Origin of the sequence: Pseudomonas sp. FSL R10-0399 (assembly GCF_009600165.1) — a bacterium.
Classification (GTDB): Bacteria; Pseudomonadota; Gammaproteobacteria; order Pseudomonadales; family Pseudomonadaceae; genus Aquipseudomonas; species Aquipseudomonas helleri.
Map to the genome: position 1 here is coordinate 1 of NZ_WIWK01000073.1, position 19,839 is coordinate 19,839.

Annotated in this window: 27 protein-coding genes, 1 tRNA gene and 2 pseudogenes; 17 read left to right on the forward strand and 13 right to left on the reverse strand. The window is 55.4% G+C overall.

Annotated features, from left to right (window positions below):
- Window positions 1-77: 77 nt before the first annotated feature.
- Window positions 78-692, reverse strand: a pseudogene (locus GHO41_RS19110) (DMT family transporter); the annotation flags it as partial.
- 60 nt (window positions 693-752) lie between these two features.
- On the opposite strand from GHO41_RS19110, the gene GHO41_RS19115 reads away from it, so the two are divergent.
- On the forward strand, window positions 753-1,301 hold the full coding sequence (locus tag GHO41_RS19115; RefSeq protein WP_048369052.1) for a helix-turn-helix domain-containing protein: 549 nt from the start codon (window positions 753-755) through the stop codon (window positions 1,299-1,301).
- A 164-nt stretch (window positions 1,302-1,465) separates the two neighbouring features.
- Here GHO41_RS19115 and GHO41_RS19120 read toward each other — a convergent pair whose 3' ends face one another.
- From GHO41_RS19120 to rfbB, 3 genes are all read right to left on the reverse strand, one after another.
- A complete protein-coding gene (locus GHO41_RS19120; RefSeq protein WP_123748734.1) occupies window positions 1,466-1,897 on the reverse strand; it encodes a hypothetical protein in 432 nt (143 codons plus the stop codon).
- A gap of 361 nt (window positions 1,898-2,258) precedes the next feature.
- Window positions 2,259-3,149, reverse strand: a complete 891-nt coding sequence (rfbD, locus tag GHO41_RS19125; RefSeq protein ID WP_153434349.1) for a dTDP-4-dehydrorhamnose reductase — start codon at window positions 3,147-3,149, stop codon at window positions 2,259-2,261.
- The gene (gene rfbB / locus GHO41_RS19130) at window positions 3,146-4,228 is read right to left on the reverse strand and encodes a dTDP-glucose 4,6-dehydratase (protein WP_153336400.1); all 1,083 of its coding nucleotides are present in this window, start codon (window positions 4,226-4,228) and stop codon (window positions 3,146-3,148) included. Before rfbB ends, rfbD begins: the two co-directional genes overlap by 4 nt.
- Before the next feature lie 477 nt (window positions 4,229-4,705).
- On the opposite strand from rfbB, the gene GHO41_RS19135 reads away from it, so the two are divergent.
- Window positions 4,706-4,779 (forward strand) — tRNA-Cys (locus GHO41_RS19135).
- A gap of 98 nt (window positions 4,780-4,877) precedes the next feature.
- On the opposite strand, the gene GHO41_RS19140 is transcribed toward GHO41_RS19135, so the two are convergent.
- The 3 genes from GHO41_RS19140 to GHO41_RS19150 are packed head-to-tail and all read right to left on the reverse strand — an operon-like array spanning window position 4,878 to window position 7,142.
- Window positions 4,878-5,927 (reverse strand): tyrosine-type recombinase/integrase, encoded by a 1,050-nt coding sequence (locus GHO41_RS19140; protein WP_095025741.1) that lies wholly within the window; start codon window positions 5,925-5,927, stop codon window positions 4,878-4,880.
- Window position 5,928: 1 nt separating this feature from the next.
- Window positions 5,929-6,168 carry a DUF4224 domain-containing protein gene (locus tag GHO41_RS19145; RefSeq protein ID WP_048358255.1) on the reverse strand — a complete coding sequence of 80 codons (240 nt, stop codon included), beginning with the start codon at window positions 6,166-6,168 and terminating at the stop codon, window positions 5,929-5,931.
- Between the two features lie 47 nt (window positions 6,169-6,215).
- Window positions 6,216-7,142: a phosphohydrolase gene (locus tag GHO41_RS19150; protein ID WP_256678801.1), complete on the reverse strand. Its 927-nt coding sequence runs from the start codon at window positions 7,140-7,142 to the stop codon at window positions 6,216-6,218.
- A gap of 111 nt (window positions 7,143-7,253) precedes the next feature.
- On the opposite strand from GHO41_RS19150, the gene GHO41_RS19155 reads away from it, so the two are divergent.
- Window positions 7,254-7,907, forward strand: a complete 654-nt coding sequence (locus GHO41_RS19155) for a hypothetical protein (RefSeq protein ID WP_153434350.1) — start codon at window positions 7,254-7,256, stop codon at window positions 7,905-7,907.
- 79 nt (window positions 7,908-7,986) lie between these two features.
- Here GHO41_RS19155 and GHO41_RS30405 read toward each other — a convergent pair.
- Window positions 7,987-8,196 (reverse strand): annotated as a pseudogene (locus GHO41_RS30405) (DNA cytosine methyltransferase); the annotation flags it as partial.
- Window positions 8,197-8,833: 637 nt separating this feature from the next.
- On the opposite strand from GHO41_RS30405, the gene GHO41_RS19165 reads away from it, so the two are divergent.
- Entirely contained in the window at window positions 8,834-9,280 is a 447-nt protein-coding gene (locus tag GHO41_RS19165) for a hypothetical protein (RefSeq protein ID WP_153434351.1), read from the forward strand.
- 73 nt (window positions 9,281-9,353) lie between these two features.
- On the opposite strand, the gene GHO41_RS19170 is transcribed toward GHO41_RS19165, so the two are convergent.
- The 5 genes from GHO41_RS19170 to GHO41_RS19190 form a co-directional block, all read right to left on the reverse strand.
- Window positions 9,354-10,169: a YfdQ family protein gene (locus tag GHO41_RS19170; RefSeq protein ID WP_153434352.1), complete on the reverse strand. Its 816-nt coding sequence runs from the start codon at window positions 10,167-10,169 to the stop codon at window positions 9,354-9,356.
- Between the two features lie 36 nt (window positions 10,170-10,205).
- Window positions 10,206-10,553: a hypothetical protein gene (locus GHO41_RS19175; protein ID WP_153379241.1), complete on the reverse strand. Its 348-nt coding sequence runs from the start codon at window positions 10,551-10,553 to the stop codon at window positions 10,206-10,208.
- A gap of 91 nt (window positions 10,554-10,644) precedes the next feature.
- The gene (locus GHO41_RS19180) at window positions 10,645-10,992 is read right to left on the reverse strand and encodes a hypothetical protein (RefSeq protein WP_153434353.1); all 348 of its coding nucleotides are present in this window, start codon (window positions 10,990-10,992) and stop codon (window positions 10,645-10,647) included.
- 332 nt (window positions 10,993-11,324) lie between these two features.
- A complete protein-coding gene (locus GHO41_RS19185) occupies window positions 11,325-11,708 on the reverse strand; it encodes a LuxR C-terminal-related transcriptional regulator (RefSeq protein ID WP_153434354.1) in 384 nt (127 codons plus the stop codon).
- Window positions 11,709-12,001: 293 nt separating this feature from the next.
- The gene (locus GHO41_RS19190; protein WP_153434355.1) at window positions 12,002-12,781 is read right to left on the reverse strand and encodes a S24 family peptidase; all 780 of its coding nucleotides are present in this window, start codon (window positions 12,779-12,781) and stop codon (window positions 12,002-12,004) included.
- Between the two features lie 105 nt (window positions 12,782-12,886).
- On the opposite strand from GHO41_RS19190, the gene GHO41_RS19195 reads away from it, so the two are divergent.
- From GHO41_RS19195 to GHO41_RS19255, 13 genes are all read left to right on the forward strand, one after another.
- A complete protein-coding gene (locus tag GHO41_RS19195) occupies window positions 12,887-13,087 on the forward strand; it encodes a Cro/CI family transcriptional regulator (protein ID WP_153434356.1) in 201 nt (66 codons plus the stop codon).
- Between the two features lie 155 nt (window positions 13,088-13,242).
- Window positions 13,243-13,437, forward strand: a complete 195-nt coding sequence (locus tag GHO41_RS19200; protein ID WP_153434357.1) for a hypothetical protein — start codon at window positions 13,243-13,245, stop codon at window positions 13,435-13,437.
- Window positions 13,434-14,144: a helix-turn-helix domain-containing protein gene (locus GHO41_RS19205; RefSeq protein WP_153434358.1), complete on the forward strand. Its 711-nt coding sequence runs from the start codon at window positions 13,434-13,436 to the stop codon at window positions 14,142-14,144. Before GHO41_RS19200 ends, GHO41_RS19205 begins: the two co-directional genes overlap by 4 nt.
- The gene (dnaB, locus tag GHO41_RS19210; RefSeq protein ID WP_153434359.1) at window positions 14,137-15,507 is read left to right on the forward strand and encodes a replicative DNA helicase; all 1,371 of its coding nucleotides are present in this window, start codon (window positions 14,137-14,139) and stop codon (window positions 15,505-15,507) included. The genes GHO41_RS19205 and dnaB overlap by 8 nt, the downstream gene beginning before the upstream one ends.
- Window positions 15,507-15,725 (forward strand): DUF3310 domain-containing protein, encoded by a 219-nt coding sequence (locus GHO41_RS19215; protein WP_046810649.1) that lies wholly within the window; start codon window positions 15,507-15,509, stop codon window positions 15,723-15,725. The genes dnaB and GHO41_RS19215 overlap by 1 nt, the downstream gene beginning before the upstream one ends.
- On the forward strand, window positions 15,722-17,047 hold the full coding sequence (locus GHO41_RS19220) for a site-specific integrase (protein WP_153434360.1): 1,326 nt from the start codon (window positions 15,722-15,724) through the stop codon (window positions 17,045-17,047). Before GHO41_RS19215 ends, GHO41_RS19220 begins: the two co-directional genes overlap by 4 nt.
- Window positions 17,048-17,049: 2 nt before the next feature.
- Complete coding sequence (locus tag GHO41_RS19225) at window positions 17,050-17,265, forward strand: hypothetical protein (RefSeq protein ID WP_153434361.1); 216 nt, start codon at window positions 17,050-17,052, stop codon at window positions 17,263-17,265.
- Window positions 17,265-17,951: a hypothetical protein gene (locus tag GHO41_RS19230; RefSeq protein ID WP_153434362.1), complete on the forward strand. Its 687-nt coding sequence runs from the start codon at window positions 17,265-17,267 to the stop codon at window positions 17,949-17,951. The genes GHO41_RS19225 and GHO41_RS19230 overlap by 1 nt, the downstream gene beginning before the upstream one ends.
- A 209-nt stretch (window positions 17,952-18,160) precedes the next feature.
- Window positions 18,161-18,490, forward strand: a complete 330-nt coding sequence (locus GHO41_RS19235; protein WP_153434363.1) for a phage holin, lambda family — start codon at window positions 18,161-18,163, stop codon at window positions 18,488-18,490.
- A gap of 15 nt (window positions 18,491-18,505) precedes the next feature.
- Complete coding sequence (locus GHO41_RS19240; protein WP_153434364.1) at window positions 18,506-18,727, forward strand: hypothetical protein; 222 nt, start codon at window positions 18,506-18,508, stop codon at window positions 18,725-18,727.
- Window positions 18,728-18,787: 60 nt separating this feature from the next.
- Window positions 18,788-19,078: a hypothetical protein gene (locus GHO41_RS19245; RefSeq protein ID WP_153434365.1), complete on the forward strand. Its 291-nt coding sequence runs from the start codon at window positions 18,788-18,790 to the stop codon at window positions 19,076-19,078.
- The gene (locus GHO41_RS19250; RefSeq protein ID WP_153434366.1) at window positions 19,075-19,272 is read left to right on the forward strand and encodes a hypothetical protein; all 198 of its coding nucleotides are present in this window, start codon (window positions 19,075-19,077) and stop codon (window positions 19,270-19,272) included. The genes GHO41_RS19245 and GHO41_RS19250 overlap by 4 nt, the downstream gene beginning before the upstream one ends.
- Complete coding sequence (locus GHO41_RS19255) at window positions 19,269-19,598, forward strand: HNH endonuclease (RefSeq protein WP_153434367.1); 330 nt, start codon at window positions 19,269-19,271, stop codon at window positions 19,596-19,598. The genes GHO41_RS19250 and GHO41_RS19255 overlap by 4 nt, the downstream gene beginning before the upstream one ends.
- The last annotated feature ends 241 nt before the right edge of the window (window positions 19,599-19,839 follow it).

A 19,839-nucleotide genomic window follows, 5' to 3' on the forward strand; every position in this document is an offset into this window, starting at 1 on the left:
GTGAGAGCCTGGATTCTACCGGTGGCTGGCTCTCTGCCTCTCGTTTCAAGCGTTGCGCTTATTCTATGAATTCAGGCGGCATAAGCGCTGATCAGGATTATTTCGGCGGCGATGGCGATAGCACTGATCAGGGTCACGATTTCGCCCTGGCTGAAGTTCAGTGCTGCACCATTGGGCCCGGACAGCAGCATCAAGCCGGTAAACGCCATCACGATACCGATACTCGGCATCAGGCCGGGTCTGCGGCCCAGTACCAGCCACTGCAGCAGCGGCACGAAAGGCACGTAAAGAGCGGTGATAAAGGCTGACTGACTGCTGGGAATGGTTTGCAGGCCTACGGTTTGCAAGCCGTAACCGAACATGATTGCCGTACCAATGAAAAACCCGGCTTTAAGCTCAAGTCGTGTGAAACCGCGCAAGCTTCGCCAGGAAAACAGCGCCACGATCGTCGCCGCGGCAGCAAAGCGCAGGCCGACAAAAAACATCGGGCCGCTGGACGTCAATGCATGCTGTACCAACAAAAAGGTGCCGCCCCAGACCATGGTGATCAGGATCAGTACACATTCTGCTTTACTGAAACGAGCCGTTATCGACCCGAGCCTGGAAGTTTTCAACGTTGACATAACCTTGCACGCCACAAGATGAGAGACGCACATTGCGTCAAAGCTGAGCAGTATACTGCGCACCCCCATAGAGTGAGCAATATAGTGCCCAACGAAATTCCCCATTCTGATCCGTCACAGAGAGGTTTCATGCAACGTACTTCGGTATTGCAGCACGTCAGTCAGAACGTTCGGCGATTGAGGCTGCTCGCTCACCTTAGCCAAAGTGCCCTGTCTGATTTGTCGGGTGTCAGCCGCCGGATGCTGGTTGCGATAGAGGCAGGCGAGAAAAACGTCAGCCTCAGCACCCTTGATCGGGTAGCAGAGGCGTTGAACGTGGCGTTCAGTGATTTGATTCAGGCGCCGGGTTCTGTTGACCCCAGTCGCATCAACGAACTGGCGTGGGCCGGCAACAGCACCGCGAGCAAGGCGGTGTTATTGGCCAAGGCGGTGGCCTGTAAAGAGGTTGAGCTATGGGAATGGACCCTGGTGCCGGGCGACGAATACCACTCGCAGGCTGATGCCGATGGCTGGAGCGAGCAGTTATACGTATTTGAAGGGCGCTTGACGCTGGTCATTGACGAGCAGTCGTTCACGTTCGGCGCAGGGGAGTTCTACATGTACGCCAGCAATAAACCGCACTCCTACCGCAATGACGGCGATGAAGTGGTTCGTTTTATCCGCAACGTGGTTATTTGAGAAAGGTGGCGGGACAAATGTCCCGCCGAGCCAGGCTGCCGCACACCGTTCGCTCGCGGTCCAGGCCAATCATTAGGTCAATTGGCTTGAACAGGGTATGTGCTGACTGGGGGAATCAGCCCGAGCGACGTTGGCAGCACAGCAGACCTGACGCAACACACCGCTTAGCGGATGTTTTTGATGGTGCCTTTGTTGCCCGTAACCGTCACGTTCACCTTCTTGAAGATGAAGTAGTCTTCAACCGACACTGCGTAACGAGGTGCGACGATCAAATCCGAACCCGAGCTCTTGACTGCTTTGTAAGCAGCAGCTGCTTTAGTGGCAGACACTGGGTCTGGCAGGCTGAAAGCAGGAGCAGGGCCGCCATAGGTCACGCCGTCTGCGAATTCACTGTCGCCGCTGATTTTCAGCACGCCGAACAGAATGTCCGAAGACGATTGACCGGTGATCTCGCCGCCCACTTCAATGTTAGCTTTCAGGTCAGCAGTGACAGTACCCGCGATTGGAGCGTTTGGCTGGCTCACGTTGTGGCTCATGCAACCGCTGGTGGCCAGAACTGCTGCCACTAATGCGACAGGCATCCATATTTTTTTCATCGTAAAGCTCCAAGAGATTTGTCAGTCCGTTCGTTAACGGCGGCGAGACTGTACGTGAGCACCCCTAGGATTAAAGTCAGCTAAGTCCCTCTCTCGCGCAGGCATAAAACCTATTGGCGGTAGGAATTTGGATTACCTCCTACTTTTACGGGCGTTCACTGTAGGTGCGGGGCTGGGCGGGGTGTAATACGCGGGAGGTACGGAAAGATCAAAAGATCGCGAGCAAGTTTTGTGGCGAATCAAAGACCCGTGGGAGCGGGCTTGCTCGCGATACAGACGACTCGGTATGGATGTTTCACCCTGTCGATGCAATCGCGAGCAAGCCCGCTCCCACGGCATGCTGAAATAGCCTGAACCCGTTTTAGCGCTGTTCGGTCACGCACTCATCGAGCGCGACGCGCCAGTCTGGCTGGCTGACCTGCCATTCACGCGCCAGGCGGCTGCAATCCAGACGCGAGTTTTGCGGGCGGGCAGCGGGGGTTGGGTAGGCGCTGGCCGGAATCGGCTCAAGGGTGGCGCACGATTTGCCCTGGGCCATCAGGTGCTCGGCAATGGCTTGGGTAAAACCAAACCAGGAGGTTTCACCGGCTGCTGTCAGGTGGTACACCCCCCATGCGCCGGCCTGGCCCGCTTGCCAGCGCTCGATCAACGCGCGCGTGCTCCTGGCAATGGTGCCGGCCCAGGTCGGTGCGCCAATCTGGTCAGCCACCACGCGCAGCTCGGTTTTTTCCGGGAGTAAACGCTGCATGGTCAGCAGGAAGTTCTTGCCGTGGGTGGAGTACACCCAACTGGTGCGCAGGATCAAATGCTGCCCGCCCACTGCAGTGATCGCTTGCTCACCCGCCAATTTGCTTTTGCCGTAGACGCCCAGCGGGCCGGTTGGATCGTCTTCGGTATAAGGCCCGGGCTTGCTGCCATCGAACACGTAGTCGGTAGAGTAGTGGATCAGTGGGATACCCAGCGCCCTGGCTTCTTCAGCAAAAACGCCCGGCGCGGTGCCATTGATGGCCAACGCCAAGTCGGGCTCGCTTTCTGCCAGATCCACCGCCGTGTGTGCACCGGCGTTAATGATCAGATCCGGGCGATGAGCGCGAACTTGTGCGCGGATCTGCTCGGGCTGGCTCAAATCCAGCTCATCACGGCCCAGCACAATCAACTCGGCCACATCGGCAAGTTGCTTTTGCAGCTCAACGGCCACCTGGCCGGTCTTGCCGCTGATAAGAATTTTTAAAGGCGTGACGGTGCGGCTCATGCAATCAGGTCCTTAGCGTCAGTGAAGCCCAGACGCTGGCCCTGGTAGCTGCCGTCCTGAACGCGTTTGCACCACTCCAGGTTGTCCAGGTACCACTGCACGGTTTTGCGCAGGCCGGTTTCAAAGGTTTCTGCGGGCACCCAGCCCAGCTCGCGTTCGATTTTGCTGGCGTCGATGGCATAACGCTGGTCATGGCCAGGACGGTCTTGAACAAAGGTAATCAAGTCTGCGAACTGCGCGACACCGGCCGGGCGCTCAGGTGCCAACTCTTCGAGCAAGGCACAGATGCCGCGCACCACGTCGATGTTCTTTTGCTCGTTATGGCCGCCGATGTTGTACGTCTCGCCGACCACACCGTCCGTCACCACCTTGAGCAGGGCGCGGGCGTGGTCCTCTACAAACAGCCAGTCGCGCACTTGCAGGCCATTGCCGTATACAGGCAGCGGTTTACCGGCCAACGCATTGAGAATGACCAGCGGGATCAGTTTTTCCGGGAAGTGGAACGGCCCATAGTTGTTCGAGCAGTTAGTTACCAGTACCGGTAAACCGTAAGTGCGGTTCCAGGCGCGCACCAAGTGATCAGACGCCGCTTTGCTGGCCGAATACGGCGAGCTTGGCGCGTACGGCGTGGTTTCGGTGAACAGATCATCTACGCCATGCAAGTCGCCATACACTTCGTCGGTCGAAATGTGGTGGAAGCGGAAGGCGCTTTTTGCAGGCTCTTCAAGCGTCGACCAATAAGCACGAGTGGCCTCAAGCAGGCTGTAAGTGCCGACAATGTTGGTCTGGATAAAGTCCGACGGGCCATCGATGGAGCGATCAACGTGCGACTCGGCCGCCAAGTGCATGATCGCCTGCGGCTGAAAGCGCTCAATAACTGCGCTCATCGCTGCCTGATCAACGATGTCAGCCTGAACGAACTCGTAACGGGTGTCCGTAGCGATGCTTTGCAGTGATTCCAGATTGCCGGCGTAGGTCAACTTGTCGACGTTGAGCACTTCGTGGGAGGTGTCTTTAATCAAGTGACGGATCAGAGCCGAACCAATAAAGCCGGCACCGCCGGTGACTAAAATGCGCATGTGAATATCCCTTATTCCCTGACGGTCTTAAATCGTGTGGCGCATAGCTTGGGAGGATGCGCGCGATGGGGCAAGAGGGAGCAGTACATATTTATCGCCCGCCCCAATAATTTCCTGCAAACCGTAGTCGTTGACGAGCCTGCGAGGCTACGTCCGGTTGCACAGCGATCGTAAACCCTGACAGCACGATCAACTGCAGAATTGCGAAGCACTGACCCACACAGACTTCGCGCGAATACCGCATTCTACAGACGAAGCCTCGCAGGCTCGTCAACGACAACAGGGTGAGACCCGACACTAAAAATTATTAGAATTCAGGGGGTTGCCAGCTTCGATCTTCTAGTACATAATGCGCGCCATCAGCTCGGGGCAACTACCTGAATAGCTGAAGAATCAAAGAGTTGGAAAAGAGTTGTAGCGATCAAATCGCAAATTTCCTTGCTTTTGATACTTCCAAACAGAAGTTTCAAGCGCAATGGCCGAATAGCAAAATGGTTATGCAGCGGATTGCAAATCCGCCCACGCCGGTTCGATTCCGGCTTCGGCCTCCACATTCGAAAGCCCCGTAGATCAAGGTCTACGGGGTTTTTTATTGGGCGCAGGAAAGTGAAGTGTTCCATTACTTTGGGCATGGTGTTCCATAACTATTTCACTTTGTGGGCTTGGCGACGGCTCCGATACGCCGGTAAACCCGTTCCGTAATCCCTTCTTTTGAGTGCCCAAGAAGCGCGCTCGCCTCCGAAATATCTGCAATTTCCGACGCAGCCTTTGGCCTGATATCGCGAAACTGAAATTGCATGATCCGCTTTGCTTCCTCCTCTGACCCCGATGCTCTTGCCTTGTCAGCGGCAAGCAAGCGAGTGGCGTCCCAGCGGTTGCGCATCATTTGCCAGGACACCCGCACACCGCTTTTGCTGAGAATGAAATAAGGCGAGGTGTGAGCAGCATTGCGCTGCATGATTTGGTCAAGCAACAGCCCGAGACTGCTGCGGCCGATACTGGTGTTCAAGTGAATGCGCAGGCGCTTGCCCGTCTTGCCTTGGCGTACCAGCAGAAAATCCCCCGCCATATCGTCGCGGCGCATCGCCAAAACATCTGCCGGGCGTTGCCCAGTCAGGTAGGCCAAGTCCATTGCGTCCTGAACTTCTTGTGGTGCGCAGCCATAAACCGCTGCCCACACTTCGTCATTGGCGTAATAGTCCCTGGGCTTCTCTTTGTTCTTGCGAACACCGAGGCACGGATTCTCCTGTCGAGTTAACCCCCACTCCCTGGCAATGTTGAATACATGCGAGAGCAAAGCGAGCTCTCTATTGGCTCGCGTCTTGGCTGATCGGGCATCGCGGTATTGGGCGACCATAGACGGCGATATTGCATCAATAGGCGCATCATCAAATACTGCTCTCAGTTGGCGAAGTTCGGCGGCATTGTCTTTTTGCGTCCTTGGGGCCTTTTTTGGAATGATGTCTCTGGCGTATCGATCAAATATCCCTCTCATTACAAGCAGGTCTAAAGGTTTTTCTTTCGACTCCAGTTCGGCCCACTTCATACGGGCCTGGTTAATATCCTTGCCCAGCGGAATGTCATGGCCCGTTGCATCGCGGTAATAGTAAGCCGTCCACACTTTCCCGTTTTTACGTAGGCGCGTGCGCTGATACATCCTTGGCGGTAGGTGTTGGTTTTCGGTTTTGCGAGGGCGCATTTCAACTTACTCGAGAAAAGTCAGGGGTCCAGGTAGGGGCTGGTGGTGGGGGTTGGGCTGCGAGTGTTGGCGAAATTATTCCGAGCTTCATGCGGGCGAACATACGGCCAACGAGAGGGCGACCACCGCGACTTTCGATAAAGACCCAGTTGCGAGCCTTGAGCCATTGGCGCTGATAGCCACGGTGTTTGTAGCCGGTAAGGTCGGCCAGCTCTTCCTCGGAGAGGATTTCAGTTTCCATTGGCGTGTCTCCATGCCGCCGCGCTGGGCGGCAGAAGGTTGATGGGATCAGAGAGTCAGTACATGGCCGAATGGCACGCGGAACCCTGAAGCGTTGCGGTGGCCACCGCCTCCGTACTGGTTGGCAATTTCCGAAACATCCATTCCTTCATCAGTGCTGCGCAGGCTGAACACTCGTCCGGTCGGCGTATCCCAATAGCAGGCTGCAAAGGGTTCGCCCTGGGCCATTAAGTGGCCGGCATCGCTGGTCAGTGTGTAAGGTAGGGATGCGACAGGTACGTCGAAACCTCCGATCAGCATCCTTCGCTTTGTCACGCCAACTAACTCTGCTACATCCTTGTGATGCTTGCGCTCAATTGCGGCCCCATCGGATACCAGGGTGAGTACATCAGCGGCCATAAGTTGGTCCCATACTTCAAAGTCGTAGGGGTAGCTGAACAGGTTGGCTTGGATCTCCCGCGTTCCTTCAAGCTTGAACAGCCAAAGGTCGCGATCCTCGATGTGCCGCAGTAACTGAGGGGGCTCTTGGCCTGGGAAGTAGTGGTCCCACGCGAGCATTGCTCCGCTTCGGTTCATATCGAAACAGCAGGCGATCGATGGGCCGTTTTGTGAGTTGGCCATGGCGTGCGCTGTTTTCCAGCCGAGCAGTGGGGTCCCGTCATCGCGACGTGTATCTTCTTCAATGCCTGCGTGGAATGGCTCAAAGCGCCCCAAGTCTTCGGCCGCACTTTTGTGATGGTCGAGCACGATTATGCTTTTCGCTCTCCACGCGAGCTCCGCCAGTACGTCGTACTTGTAGCTGAAGTCGACGAGAACAACGTCTTTTCCAGCTACATCCGGTGGCTCTTGGCCGTAGACACCAGGTACAAACTCGACATTGGACCCAAGGGCTTTACGAACTACCCATGCTGCACCGAAGCCATCAGCGCAGTTGCCGTGATAGATGCATAGGGTCATCGATTTATTTTCAGGCATGACTTCGTCCTTGCCGCTGTGGCGGCCTAGTTTGAAGGATGAGGGTGTTTTTTCTTCCAGGTTATCGAAGCGACAGGTATTGCTGTCTGTTCTATTAAAGGATTTCCAAAAATGGATACAGAGTCAGCAGCTCTCGCAATCAATAGAGCAGAACAGGTTCTTGATACTGCTTATTTTGGGCTCAAGATTTTGGAAAGTGGTGATCCCTCTGAACGATCCGCAGGACTAAGGAATGTACTTGTATTTGGTAGGTCAGTTACCTTTATTATCCAAAACCTTAAGTCGATAGTAGGTGAGGATAGATTTAATGCGTGGTACTCACCTCTCCAAGAAAAGATGCGTTCGGATCCGCTGATGAGATATTTCGTAGACGCTAGGAATAATCTTGAAAAGCAAGGTCGGCTTGATGTTTCGGTATCTGCGACCATCCATAACTTCAACTCAAATGATTTGGCTAAATTAGAAAAACCTCCATTTCAGCCCAGTTCTTTTTTTATGGGTGATTCGACTGTAGGGTCAGGCTGGATAATGGATCTTGGGGGCGGGGAGTCGATAAAGTATTACATTAATATTCCAAGATCAATGGGGGAGGTTAAGCAGGTATTTCATAGTCTCCCAGATAATATGCCGGCAGAGCTTAAAGGGCTGGGTGTTGAGGAGCTGTTATCTATTTATCTGGGGAAGTTGAAAGAGTTACTTGTGGCAGCCAAGAAGGAGTTTCTCTTGAGTCCGAAAGAAAGGCCATATCTTCGCCTTGTTAAATAGCGTTACTGGTAGCTAATAGTTAGCATACGCTTTGGTTGTCTAATACGTATTAGACTACTCCAATCGCAAGGTTTGAGAGTTATGCGGCTTTGGCTTGGTGTTTTTCGGCTCTCCAAGGATCGTTGGCTCTTGCCAATGCAGCCATCGGCGGCGGGCTGACGCTATTTCCGCACATATGAACCTGCTGGGTTCTGGTGAAGGGCTTGCCATCGGCGCCGTGACTGATGATGTAGTCGCCCAGGAATCCATGAGCCTTGTAGAGCCCAGCTGGTTGCAACATCCGTAGGCAGTGTCGACCATCAAAGGCACGCCGGCGAAGAAATACACAGCAAAATTCCATCGTCCTATTGGTGAAGTCAATGCCGTACTGGATTTTGAAATCGAAGTCGTATTCCTTCTATTATTCAGGTATGGAGGGGGCCTCGCCGAGTATCACTCCAGATCCACGAAAGCCTATAGCTCATCGACGTCATAGTCTTCAACGTCTTTAATCACCTTGCGAAAGTTCACGACCGCCTTGCCGGTGAGCACAACTGTCCTTTTCATTTGGCAATACCTGTCCTTGTCGCCATAGCGGCTGACTTTGAATTGGGGGAGGGGTTGTACTGTGTCGGGTTATACCCGGGCGATTGAGTGGCGGATTCCTGGAAAAAGCCCTAGAGGAAGTTCCGGGGCGAACGGTGGCTCAATGTCTCAAACAAAGCCGAGGCATTACCAAATGAAGCGATTTATTGCAGACCTGATGTACCACGCCCTGACCGAGCTATTGAGTCAGTTACTAATTCGTCTTGCTGAATGGGCCGGGGCGGTGCCTTGGTTTTGATTTGTGCCGCTTTCGCCTGATGCTCGCCTGAGCTGGCGTGATTCGTTGATGTGGGGTATTTGTATTCGACCTAGCATAGGGCTGGGTCAACGGAGCTATAAGAATGGATGTCAAAGATTTCGCTACAGACGAAGATCGTTTCAAGAAAAAAATTGGTGTTAGGAGGTTTGATGTCAACTCAGCCACTCAAAAGCTTCTGAGTCTGGCCGACTTGTGGTCGTCAGTTGCTCAAGAGCATCTTGGCGGCTTAATCTCGATTAACGCCGCGGCAGAGGACGGCAGAATCGATGGTGAAGTTCTCGGAAAAAAATTCTGCATTCGATATGCACCATTCGGCTTGGAAGGTGAAGGCACTGTTGAGGCCGCACTCAGCATTCAAGATCTGGTGACTGGCAAGTCCATCGAATTGAGCCGATTCCTCGTCTCTTCCAAAGGAGCAATCCTTACGATTGCTGGCGAAGAATTGATAAATCCGGAACATAGCGAGTACGGTTATAAAGTCTTGGTTGCAATAGCGACCCGTGTGATCAACGCGCCTTCAAAGGCCTAGCTGCGTTTCGCTCGCCCCGATAATCTCGTCCCCCGGATCCTGCTGAATCATCAGCAGGATCTACAGCGGTTGCTTACTTCGGATCGAACGAGCCCAGGGACAGGGCCGCGGCATCACCGATCTTGTCCTGAAGCACCGACTTGAATTCCTGCGCTATCTCTTCACGCTGGACCTCTTCGCCAACCCAGCGCAGTTTTAGTGCCGGCTGTGCACCGCTGGTGATGACCGAGATGCGCAGGGTTATCTCGCGCAATTGCAGACCTTCAAACGGTACAACCGAGAAGATCAGCGAAGTTGGTAGCGTTTCTTTACTGGTCGCCTCAATGGAATCCATGGCGCTGCGGCTGGCGCGAGTCTCGCTGACGGCGTGATCGCTTTCGGACGATGCCTTCACCGTAATGGTACGTACCGCTGCAATGGCTTTCACAAGGCTGATGCTCTGGTTGCCTTCGCCGACGGCCGACAACGTGCTGTGCCAGTCCTCGATCCAGTCGCTCATGTCTTTCTGCGACATGGTCCGGACACTGATTGCCTGCACCGCCTGGTAACCGGCCGTTGCCTTCAGCTTGAGCACGGCCCGATCATCGGCATGGCCAGGGGCTTCTTCGGTACCGAGGTTGAACAGTACCGAACAGGTCATCTCGTCTTGATTGATGAAACCCTTGGCATCCACGACCGCTCGATCGGCGACGTACTTGCCGAAGTCCAATAGGGAATTTGTAGAGAAGGTGCCACGGAAGCGGCTGCGGAATGCGCCGAAGGCTTCCAGATTGATGACCTTGGCGCCTTCAGGAAGCACCACAGTTGGCATGTCGGTATCGAGCGCTTTGGCCGTCGCAATCAGCGCGGTGTCGTTGATCAGTTGAATTGCTTCTTTTGTGAGGGACATATTTCAGGTCTCTATGGGGAAGGGGGCGACGGGGGATCAAGTACGGCGCGGGATTGGCGCCTCGTCCCGGGTGAACATTTGGTCGTGCTTCTCGGCGAACATCGTGATGCTGCCGCCTGTACCGACATGCATCGGGGTATCGAGGCGGGTGTTTTCGCTGCGGGTACCACGCTTGGTGGGCACCTTGTAATCCAGTTTGTGATTGATCTTTACTTGGCTGGATTCGCCGATCTGGGTGAAATCGAGGGTAATCACCAGCTTCCCGGCTTTGCCGTGGTCGACTACCCCTGCAGCTACTTCTGAGAGGGCGTGACCGATTTGGCTGATGAATGCACCTCCATTGAGGTCTTCGAGAAACTGCGCGGTATCAGTAGGTTTGGACATGGCTGTTGCTCCGGTCTGGCTTGGAGTCCGCTTGGCGGCAAGTGGTGTTGGGGCTGGCGAAGGCGTCGTTGCGCGGATGCGTTGGCGCGTTTCAAATGTGACTGCCGAAGAAGGCGAACACGGTCAACGTGATGCCAAAGCGCAAAGTCCAACTGCTCAGGAATTTTCCGAACTGTTTTACGTTGAACTGCGCTTCTTTTGCCTCCAGCTCACGAGCATGAGCAGTGGCATTGTTGTGGCCGAAGCGCTCGGCTACGACCACGCCAGTAGCGCGATTGATTAGGGCGAACGTATTGTTGCCGCTCGGCTTCACAACGATCAGTGGCGCCAAGGGTGGCGGCATGACGCCGGGCTTTTGGTAAAAGTCGGCTGTAGCCTGACGCGCTCGCTCGCGCAACCCTTCAAGAATGGCGCGGCGTTGAAAGATAGATTGATGCATGGTCGATCCTCGACAGGGTTGCGGTTATTCGTCAGCACTCGGATTGTCAGTAGTGCGCGATGGAGTGCTGACGAATAAAAGCAGGCATGAAAAAGCCCAGTCGAAACCGGGCTGTGTTGCGCTCTCAACAACGCCTCCGTACGTGAGAGCAAGGCCGGGGCACGCTAAGTTGGCGGGCCCTGGTATGTTAGTTGTGCATGGCTGCAAATCCTCCGTGTTGTTCTGTCACTTATGCGCAAGACGTCCGGCGCTTCCCGGAATGCGTCAAGTCTGGCGATCTTCCCCCCCCCGGACTCGCTTGCGCCGTTTACTCCATGACCTGGTTGGCGGCTCTAGCCAACTAGGTCAAATGAATCTGCGCGGCGCACCAACCTTAGGTCGCCGCCTCGGCGCTCAGTTGGGCGACGATCACGACGAGAGATTCCGGCATCATCGAACCCATGAGTTGCCATGATCGCGATGAGCATCAAGCAGAGCGGGGTAATGATCTGTCGGCGCATCGCTTCGGCAACCATTGCGCCTTGGCGGTGAACGCCGAGCTTGTACATGGCGCAGGCCAGTCGCTTGACCACGGTGCCCGGGGCAATGTCGAACACCTTGGCGATTTCTTTAGCTGTCAGCCCCTGGGCAACTGAAAGCACGAACTGCAGTTCCCGTGGCGCAAGGCCTCGGCCGAGGTGGCCCTTCCATGCACCGTCTACGATTGTCGATTCCATGATGTTTACTCGGTTGTTTTCCCGATGCACCCGGTTGCCCAGGTGCAGCAGTGAAAGTGTCCGTTTCTAAAGAGCTCTCATTGCTGAGCCAGTCGGTCCCCGTTAGGGGGCTGGGGTCAGGATTCCCCCTGGCCGTGGTAGCCGGCGAGTCTCCGGCTTGTTGCCGGTGTGCCGGCGATGAACTAAGTTAACCATCGGTATAACTAATAGGTCAATACCGATGGTTAACTATTTTTCTTTGGGCGAAAAAAAATCCCGCTCTGAGGCGGGATTTCATTTGGCTTGGGTGCTCTCTACCAGAGCACTGAGGACCAGAAGACTCGACCAAGTACTACGATTTCATGCTCTTGCATTTCGGCTGGTGAGTACTCTTCGTCGGGATGCTCATCACGATTGAAGCTCCGCATTCGTATGCCGCCCCCAGGCAAGCGATACAGCGTTTTTACTCGCAATTGACCTCCGTGATCCAGAGCGTACATTTTGCCGTCACTAATCGTGGTTGTCCCTTGGTCTACCCCGACAGTGCTGCCATCTGGAAGAACCGGCTCCATGCTATTGCCGCGAACGGTTACACAAACAGCCTCAGAAGGCTGAACACCTTGGCGTCTTAGCGTCAACTTTCCGAAACGTAATTTCTGCCGTGGGGACTGCTGGACACAGCTGCGGCCTTGGCCTGCAGACAATTCCACTTCCTTGAGGAATGGCACGTATACCTCGTCGTCATCGAGCGGAGTGTCGTCGTCCCATTCATCCAGCGGGCCAATCATCACAGCATTGGATGTAGGGGGGTGGCGGTCAGGTGCGGCCCTGGTGAGTTTTTCTATTTCTGATGCCAATCGAGGGCTGAACTTCTCGACCGGCTCTTGGAGCTGCTCAGAGAGGATCGCTGCGAACTGTGCGTTCAGTGGGTTGATGCCCTTGAAATACAAATTCACCGCTGCCGGGGTAACGCCTGCAGCGTCCGCAATCTTTCTCTGACTCAGTTTCAGCTCATTTTTCTTTGCGAGAAAAAGGTCGTGAGCAGCCTTGCACTCGGCAAGGCGATCTGGCGGGAGGATGCGTTTTTTAGTCATGGCAAGAATTTATAACCAATGGTTAAAACAAAGAAGAAACCATCGGTATTGATAGTTAATTAACAGATGGTTAATATCGTGCCAATCGTCACCAGAGGCACGACCATGAAAGAGACTTCCCTCGATCAATTCGTGGCCGATAAAGGGCAGTCCGAGGCCGCACGGCTTCTGGGTGTGACCCCTCCGGCCATTTACAAAGCTATTGCTGCTGGGCGCCGAATCCGGGTGATTGAGCTATCGGAAGGCGTTTTTCAAGCCAGCGAACTTCGCCCATTCCCATCCCAGCCAAAGCTTCAAGTCGCTTAAGTGCTTATTGATGAACCCAGTATCCGTGGGTTCTGAGTTGGAAGTAAGCACCTTGGATTAGCTGTTAATCCATCCAGTAGCCAAATCGCAGGCAAAAAAAAGCCGGTGGCTTAGACCGGCTTTTTCACAGCTTTACAGCATTTTGCGGAGTCATTATGAGCACCATTCCAGCATCAAGCAATACCCCCATAAATGCGTCGCAACCTCGCGCCAATCACCAGTCCGCCGCTATGCGCGCCGCTTTACTTGTTCGCTTCCAGTATTCCCGCGAGTCGAAAATCCTGTTTCGCCGGGAATGCCTCAACCATCTGAAGGCATCGCTTGCACCTGGGCAGGAGACTTCTGCATGAGCACGATCATCATGAGCGCTTGCTGGCCACTTCAAGGCATGAGCCCAACCCAAAAGTCTGTACTGATCAGCCTTGCAGACAACGCAAGCGACGAGGGTGTTTGCTGGCCTTCGATCAATACCATTGGTGTGCGCACTTGTTTATCAGAACGCGCTGTTCGAGGTGCATTGCGCTGGCTTGAAGAGGCCGGTGTTTTGGTCAGTAATCAGCGCTACGGTCGATCCACTTGGTACACGATAACCCCGGCAGGATATGCCCCCGGCACTAAATGCCCCCCGGCACCAGATGCCCCATCACCCCGGCAGGAGGTGCCGGATACCCCGGCAGCAGCTGCCTCCAGAACCGTAATAGAACCATCAAGTGAACCATCACCTCTTGTCGAAGGTGAGAATCCGCCGAAAGTCTCGAAGCCGAAGTGCGACCCTCAAGCCATCGTCGACCTGTTCAACAAGGCCCTTCCTGGGTTGCCACAGGTAGCAATGCTCACCAAGGATCGGAAATCCAAGATCAGTGCTCGCTGGAACGAAAGTGACGTGCATCAGGATCTGGGTTTCTGGGCTGATTTCTTCGCCTTGGTTGGCGAAAGTGAGTTTCTGACGGGGAAGGGGGAAGGCCGCAACGGCGCCAAGCCATTCCGCGCCACGTTTGACTGGCTGATCGCCCCGAGCAACTTCGTGAAGGTTGTGGAGGGTAATTACAATGCGTGATCCCTTCAGCGTTGAGGCCGAACACGGCGTGCTGGGTGCGATGTTCCTGCGCCCTGAGCTGATCGACATCCTGAGTGCAGACTTGGCTGTCGATGATTTTTACTACCAAGACAACGCAGCCCTGTATCGCGGCATTCTGGCCTTGCACGCCGAAGGCAAGCCGGCCGATGCCGTAACGGTGGGCGTTTACCTCGGTGAGCTTCCCAGCACCAAGAACGCCACCTGGTATGCGGCTGAAATCACCCGAAACACGCCCAGCGTCGCCAATGCTGCGTCATACGCCATCACCGTGCGTGAGCGCAGCCTAGACCGGGCCATGATCGCGCTTAGCGATCGCATCAACGAGATTGCCCACAGCGACCAGCCAACCGTGGACAAGGTCGCGGCGGTGCAGGCTGAGGCCCAGACCATCGACAGCCAGTCCGCCACATCCGAAGTGGTGATGGCCGAATACATTCTTGATGACTACATCGAGGTCTTGCAGGCCCGGGCAGATCGCGGGGAGGGCATCGACGGCCTATCTACCGGCATTCCTGATCTGGACGCCAAGCTGCAAGGGCTCAAGCCTGAGCAGTTGATCATTATCGCTGGGCGCCCGGCGATGGGTAAAACCACCCTGGCAATGAACATCGCCTCCCATGTCGCTATCCGCGAGAGCAAGAGCGCGATGGTGTTCAGTCTGGAGATGAACCAAACCGGCCTGATGGATCGCTTTATGGCGTCCGAAGGGCGTATCCCACTGCAATTGATCAAGAACGGTACGGCCCCTCAGTCTCACGGCTCCGAATTGATGAGCGCTGCTGGCAAGCTCAAGCACTCCAAATTATCCATTTCTGATCGGGCCTCGATGACGATCAATCGGATTCGTTCGGCTGCCCGTCGCCATAAGCGACGCCACGGTCTGGATTTGATCGTGATCGATTACCTGCAACTGATGGACTCTGATTCGCGCACCTTCAGCCGGGAGCAAGAAGTCAGTCACATGACCCGCAGCGCTAAGCTGATGGCTCGTGAGCTGGGTATCCCGGTGATCCTGCTCAGCCAGCTTTCGCGCAAATGCGAAGAGCGCCCGAACAAGCGCCCATTGTGCTCGGATCTTCGGGAGTCAGGTGCAATCGAGCAAGACGCCGACATCATCTTATTTGTGTATCGGGATGAGGTTTACCACGAAAACAGCGAAGCCAAAGGCATAGCAGAAATCATCATCGGCAAGGGTCGGGACATTGAGACCGGCACCGTTCGTACGGCCTTTCTGGGCCAGTACAGTCGATTCGAACAACTGGCGGCGGGCTGGGTCGCGCCACCGAAAGCCGAGAAGGTCACTAGCTTGGCCAGCCACTATCGACAAAAGGAAAAATTCTGATGAGCGCACTCGAAAGGCAGGTGTCCGGCGAGCACTACAAGTCGCTGAAAATTCAACCCATCGAATTCATTCATGCCAATGGCATTCCATTCGCTGAGGGCAGTGTCATCAAGTACGTGACGCGGTGGCGTGACAAGGGCGGGCTGGCTGATCTGGAGAAGGCCAAGCACTTTCTGGAAATCCTGATTGAGCTTGAGCGCAAGGTGGTTATCGAATGAGCCGGTCAGCCACGGAAAAGCGTTCACCGAACACCCACATCAAAACCCTGACCGTGAAGCTGTCGGACGCGGAGATTGGTCGCAATGCCAAGCTTGAGCATGTGCGCGACCTGCGTGATGCTGGTCACCCAGCGCTGCACTTTCGCTTCTCCAAGAATCGCACCCGTGGCTCCTGGTACCTACTCAACAAACGCCGCTGGCACCGCATCGGCGCCTTCCCGGACTTGAGCGCCAAGCAGGTACTTGCCGCACTGCCGGCCGTGCGACTGCGGGTGTCTGCCGATCAGGGCTCGACTATCTCGCAATGGACCACCACAGGCGAGCTGCTGAGCTGGTATGCCGGTCGCATGGCTCTAGACCGTAACCTGTCGGCCAAGCGAAAGACCACCGGGGCCTCGGCCATGAAGTGCCACTTGTTGCCGCGTTTGGGCGGACTGCCCCTGGCCGAAATCAACAAGGCCAACCTCGACAACCTGCTCATGTGGCCGCTACAGGAAACCCTCTCCATCGATTACGTGCGCCTGGCGTTCCAGTTGCTGGCCTCGGCATTCCGTCAGGCGTTAACGCTGGGCTGGCTCTCGTCCAATCCAATGGCGGGCATCAAGTTCAGCGACTTCTCCAAGGCCAAGCGCGGCATTAAGCCCTCCCGGCTGCGCGGCGTGCAGTTGCAGGATCTGCTGAGCGAGCTGGCCCCGGTCATGGTGAATGAACCCGCTGACGCCATGCTGGCCTTGATGATGCTGTGCCACGGCACGCGTATAGGTGAGACCCGGCAAGCGCGCTGGTCGCACATCAGCCTGGCTGAACGGGAGTGGTTCATTCCGGCTGAACACACCAAGACCGGTGTGGAGCATCACCTGCCGCTGACCGACCAAGTGCGCGCCCTGTTGATCCAGTACCGCGACACCCAAACCGCGCGCGGCTATGACGGCCAGTACCTGTTCCCGGCTCGCAATGGCAAGGCGTTGAGTGAAGGGCAGGCCAGTGCTGTATTCGCTCGGCTGGGCAAGGGTGAGTGGACCAGTCACGACCTGCGCAAGGTGGCCCGTACCGGTTGGGCAGACCTCGGCATCGACCACTTGATCGGTGAGCTGCTGATCAATCACGCGATGGGTCACAGCGTGAAGGTGTACATCCAGTCGGATGTGATGAGTCGCAAGCGTGACGCGCTGGAGAAGTGGCACGCCCATCTAGACCAAAAGGGTTTCAGCCTGATCCACGGGCAGACAGGCGTTAGATTCGGAGAATCCGGTAATGCGCTGGAAGCCGCTAACGGCGTGGCGCGCAGCGCTATTCAGAAAACAACCACAGTAGAGGATTAAAAATGGCCACCGCAGCTGCTGAGTTGACTGATCAAGAAGCCAAGGTTGCTCAGATGCTGGGGGATGCTTGGAATGAATACTTGAAGCTGCCCATCGAACATCCGATGGAACAGAAAGAGTTCTGCAGCGCTATTCATGCCTGCCAGAACATGGTGTTGGCCAGATGTGGTGTGCGGGCTTTGAAGTCCACCCGGTCAGTAGCGTTGGAGATCAAGTGATGGGTATGTACAAAGACGTAATGGGCACCCTGGTGCGTGTGCTTGCGGCAGACAACATAGATAACTCCACCAAGCAGAGCTGGCAGAAACTGATCGATGCCGAGTTGCGCTCAGGCGGGCAGGGCGCCGGCATCTCGGTGCGAGACAAGTTCGACTATGACTGCTGTCTGTATGCACTGCTGCACCGTGAGCTGGCCCCGGCTCAGTGGGATGTGCTGGTGGCGAAGTACTCGACGCATAAGGCGAACAAGGTCGGGGCAATTGGGCGACTTATTAGCCGCGTTACATCCCCTGCCCCGCAGTTGTTCGTCTACAAAGCGGTCACTGCTTGGGCCATACCCAAGATGAAAGGGCTACAGGTGCCTGCTCGTACAGGGCGAGAGGTTGTAAGCAGAAGCCTTCGCGACGATCTTGAGCATGCTGCTATCGGCAAAATGATTGCTTCCGGCCGGACGATTGATGTGGCTGTTGGGCGTGCCCAATACATAAAGCGCTCCACTGACATGATCGTATTACCAACTGAGTTCTATGACATGAACACCTGGGATAATGAGGGCAAGCCTGAGTCCACGCGGCGCCGCTGGAAGACCGGTATTGCCAAATGCCTTGAGCAGTTGGAGGAGGCTGCTGTTATCCATGCAACCGAGATCTTTGACCGGGAAGAAATCTTTATAGATGCGGCTTGACCATGATGGCGGTTTGATCGTAAATTAACCCCATCATGTCGATCTTGCGTGTGGTGATACTGAACAGCCCGCAACAACACATAACCAATTCTCAAAGCCCAGCCACCGCGCTGGGCTTTTTCGTTTTCGGCCCCGCCACACCCATCGCCTCAAGCTGGGAGTGCTGTCGGGGCCGAATCAATTCTGCTCCCTGCCCGGGAGGACATCGGATGCCTCATATGCCTGATAAGCCAGACACCTGGGTGATAGCGCTCGCGTGGCTGAGTCAGCACTCGCCGACGATCTATGCCGCCACGCTGTCCTTTGTAATGGCCGCGCTGCGGATCATCTACGGCGGCGGCACTCGGCGTCAGGCGATGCTTGAAGCAACTATCTGCATGCTGCTCACCACCAGCCTGATCGCGGTGCTTGAGTACTTCGGGTTGCCATCCACACTGGCCACACCGGCAGGCATCTGGATTGGTTTCTTGGGTGTGAAGAAGATCGCCGACCTGGCTGATCGCTTCGCTGACTTCAAGCTGCCACGGCGGTCTGAATGAAGGCAGGAGGTTGTGATGCGATATCGAGACCTGTTGCGCAAGACAACGAGTGATCTGAAAGCCTGCATCAAGGCCGGCGCACCCGATTGGTTGGTGGGTTACGCCAAGGCCTCTGTGGCCAAGGCTAATTATTTCCACGCGCGGTGCCTTAATGCCGCCTGCCCATTGCGCATGCGAGCAATTAACGAACTGCTGCAGCTTGGCGACATGTTGCGATACTGGAAGAGGTGCACCTGATGGCCTGCACCGGTTGCGCCGCCCGGCGCGAACAACTCAACAAGTGGAAGGCGATTGCATATGAGCGAGCAAAAGAACTCTTTAAGCGTGGTGACGATCCTACCCCCGCCGAGCCTGAGCCCAGGCAGTGTCCAGTTAGCTCAGGGCACGAAGGTGATGCTGAGTGACGGTAGCGAGTTGTCCGGCGTGCGCTCGGTTGAGATGAAGGCTGAGGCGGGCGGTTCATGGAAGGCAATCATCACCGTGTATCCAGAGATCATCCAGCCGGTGAATGCCGAGGCTGAGATTGTGGTGGTGGATATCACTGACATGAAGGCGCAGTCACGTACTTACGCAAGGGTTGAGGCATGAGCGAGAAGCAGAACTCCCTGGCCAGCCTACTAAGTCAGGTGCTGGCCGAACAGATCAGGCAGACAGCGATCCTCGAACGGATAGCGACCAAGCAGACCCAATTGATCACAGCCTTGGCGGAAGAAGGGATTGAGCAGGATCCCGAGTCAGAGCTTCTGACCTACATGAGCGGCGCGCCACGCCATCCAGCATGAGCCGGCTCAAGACACTGGCCACACGGCTGCAGCCCCAGGCCAATCGCATCGCAACCGCAGTGCCTGGGTCATGGCGCAGTGACAAGGCCACCTCGACCCAGCGCGGTTACGGTTACGCATGGCAACAGGCGCGACTGGTACACCTCAATGCCCATCCCCTGTGCGTCTACTGTGAGCGTGATGACCGGGTGACAGCGGCCAGCGTGGTCGACCACGTCATCCCGCACCGTGGCGATATGACGCTGTTTTGGGATCGCACCAACTGGCAGTCGCTGTGCAGACCTTGCCACGATATCGAAAAAAAACGAGAGGAGTCAGCAGGTTGAAGGGCCTTTCAATGTCAATCTTTATTGTTCGTATAGGTCACAAGCGCCCAAATAAGAATATTTATCAATAAAGTTGTTGCAATTAATTCGCATTTGTGGGCTTAAGAATAATTCTTATTTGGTTAAATGAGAATGTTTCTCATTTGGTGGAGGGGGAGGGTAAAACTCCAGAGGCCTTTTGCTCCTAGACCACCCATCCCCGCACGCGCACATTTTTTCCCCTTTTCAGGAATTTTTGTTA